3 protein-coding genes are annotated in these 2,500 nt (G+C 34.2%); 1 reads left to right on the top strand and 2 read right to left on the bottom strand.

The window, feature by feature from the left end:
• Window positions 1-153 precede the first annotated feature (153 nt).
• Window positions 154-315: a hypothetical protein gene (locus ACP6PL_RS24550; protein ID WP_426547951.1), complete on the bottom strand. Its 162-nt coding sequence runs from the start codon at window positions 313-315 to the stop codon at window positions 154-156.
• Between the two features lie 12 nt (window positions 316-327).
• Window positions 328-474: a hypothetical protein gene (locus ACP6PL_RS24545; protein WP_426547950.1), complete on the bottom strand. Its 147-nt coding sequence runs from the start codon at window positions 472-474 to the stop codon at window positions 328-330.
• A 542-nt stretch (window positions 475-1,016) separates the two neighbouring features.
• Here ACP6PL_RS24545 and ACP6PL_RS24540 point away from each other — a divergent pair.
• On the top strand, window positions 1,017-2,120 hold the full coding sequence (locus ACP6PL_RS24540; protein WP_426547949.1) for a glycosyltransferase family protein: 1,104 nt from the start codon (window positions 1,017-1,019) through the stop codon (window positions 2,118-2,120).
• Window positions 2,121-2,500: the final 380 nt, after the last annotated feature.

Below are 2,500 nucleotides of genomic sequence, written 5' to 3'. Positions count from 1 at the left end.
AAGAGGAGGCTTTAAACCTGAATTATTTAATTAATAATTAATAATTATTCGGTAAGGAACAACAAAAGTACTGAACTGACACAGCTAAAACTGTGCATTACAAAAATGACTTAATCTCTGATAAATTTAGACTTTGCCTAAAAATTTATTGCACTATTTAAGGTGTGTCAGTCCAGTACCTCCTGATTCATAGCTAATTGATAAAGGTTTCACACTACACTGAGGAATAACTTCTGAAGCTGTAGCAAAATAAATTGCACCTTTATTTGCCTTTACCTCTCGTAAAGCTTTAGTAGTTGTAGGAATAAAAATCACATTTTCACCAAATTATTTGTTACTTAAGGATGATTCTAATTCTGATGGTAAAGGTGGCAAAAAACAATCAATAGAATCAAATTTACTATCGTTAGTAGTGAGAGTAACAGGAAACCCAGGGGCTTGAGTTTCGATTAGTTTAATCTTAATAATACTCATACTGGGATTCTATTTCATTGATTCTATTTTCGGTTTAATTTCCCCCCAAAAAAATTTTGATCCTCTTCAGTTAGACGAGATTTATAGTAAATTCAGAAATAGATAATTGCAGTAAAATTATCCGCAAAACTAGCAAAACTATTAATATATTTGCATCTCTTGTAACACTTATCACCCAGTAACAAACTGAATGTAGCAAAATTTTATGAAATTGGTATTAAATCTTTGTTTAAATTATACCATTGAGGATATAGTCTGACAAAAGCTAATTTATAGTACCAACCATTAAGGTTAGGACATTGGCACAAGCTCAAAATATTTTCCACTAAACTTTTGCCTTTTACCTTTCCTGTAGCACTATAATTTTACCGAAAAATCAAGGTATAAAACCTCTATTTTTAAGGAAAAAAAAGTGCTAATATATTTTCTTATATTCAATCATGTCACTTTTACTTGAGGTAATTATCCATTATCCATTAATGAACTATCTACTTATGTTATTCTAACAGAATACTATTACTATTTAAACTTGAAAAAAATCTATGTCTCGACCCACCTTATATATTGCAATTACTAATCATGGATTTGGTCATGCTGTCCGCATATCATCAGTTGCTAATCTGGTGCAAAAAATGTGTCCAGATGTTTTATTAATTATGGTGACAACTGCTCCTCGTTGGTTATTAGAATCTTATATTTCTGGTGATTTTATTTATCGTCCTCGTGCTTTTGATGTGGGGGTAATTCAATCAGATAGTATCACGATGGATAAACAAACTACTCTAGAAAAATTGCAGGAAATTAGACATAAAGAAAGGTCAATTATTGCTGGAGAAGTAAATTTTATTAAGCAAAATCGAGTAGATTTATTATTAGCAGATATTCCCCCAATTGCTGCTAAAATTGCTCAAGCTGCTGATATACCTGGTTGGATGTTAAGTAATTTTGGTTGGGATTTTATTTATCGGCCTTGGGGTGGTGAATTTCTGAAAATTGCTGATTGGATAGGAGAATGTTTTGGTAAATGTGACCGTTTATTTCGTCTTCCACTCCACGAACCTATGGGAGCTTTTCCTAATATTTTTGATGTTGGTTTAACTGGGGGAACTCCACGTTATCAACCAGAGGAAATTCAAGAAAAATTTGATATTCATGCCGACCAAGAAAAAACAGTTTTACTTACTTTTGGCGGTTTAGGTTTAGACCAGATTCCTTATCAAAATCTTTCTCGTTTTCCTGACTGGCAATTTCTGACATTTGATAGCAATACTCCTGAACTTCCCAATCTAATAAATGTCAGAAAAGAATCTGAAAAAATAGATAAAAATTTACCACATATTCGCCCTGTAGATTTAATGCCGATTTGTGGCAGGATTATTTCTAAACCAGGATATAGTACCTTTGCTGAAGCTTTGCGTTTAGAGACACCTGTTGTGTCATTAGTTAGAGAAGGTTTTGCTGAATCGAAATTATTATTAGAAGGAATTCAAGATTATAGTTATCATCAAATTTTACCTCCAACAGAATTTTTTGATAGTGATTGGGAATTTCTCAGACAACCCCTACAAGCACCCCGTAAATCTGAAAAATTAGATAAAAATGGTAGTGAAGCGATCGCTCAAGCAGTTGTAGGTTATTTAAAATAATTGCATGAAATACGTTAATGTTGGCTACTAAGGGAGATGGGGGGATGGGGAGATGGGGAGATTCGTAAGTAGCACAATTTTTTGTATTTCATATTACTTTCCAATTCCAATTACCGAATTATTAATTATTAATTGTTAATTAAATAATTGTGGTTTAAAGCCTCCCCTTGGATAGGGGAAAAAGCGGTCGAGGGATGCCGAGGTCTCCTCGGCATATCCAATCGACCAAGAGAGCGGTCGGAAAGCGGAGCATTCCGTTAGGATGGGATGGCGAGGTTTCCCGCTCTTGCAGAGCCGCTAACGCTTTTCATGTCGGCTCAAGCGCCGAAACGCCATATCCAATCGACCAAGAGAAAAGTGCTAGGATATTTCCCAATCTT

The organism is Dapis purpurea BLCC-M126, assembly GCF_050015975.1.
GTDB lineage: Bacteria > Cyanobacteriota > Cyanobacteriia > Cyanobacteriales > Microcoleaceae > Trichodesmium.
This window is presented reverse-complemented; position numbering and strand designations above follow the sequence as displayed.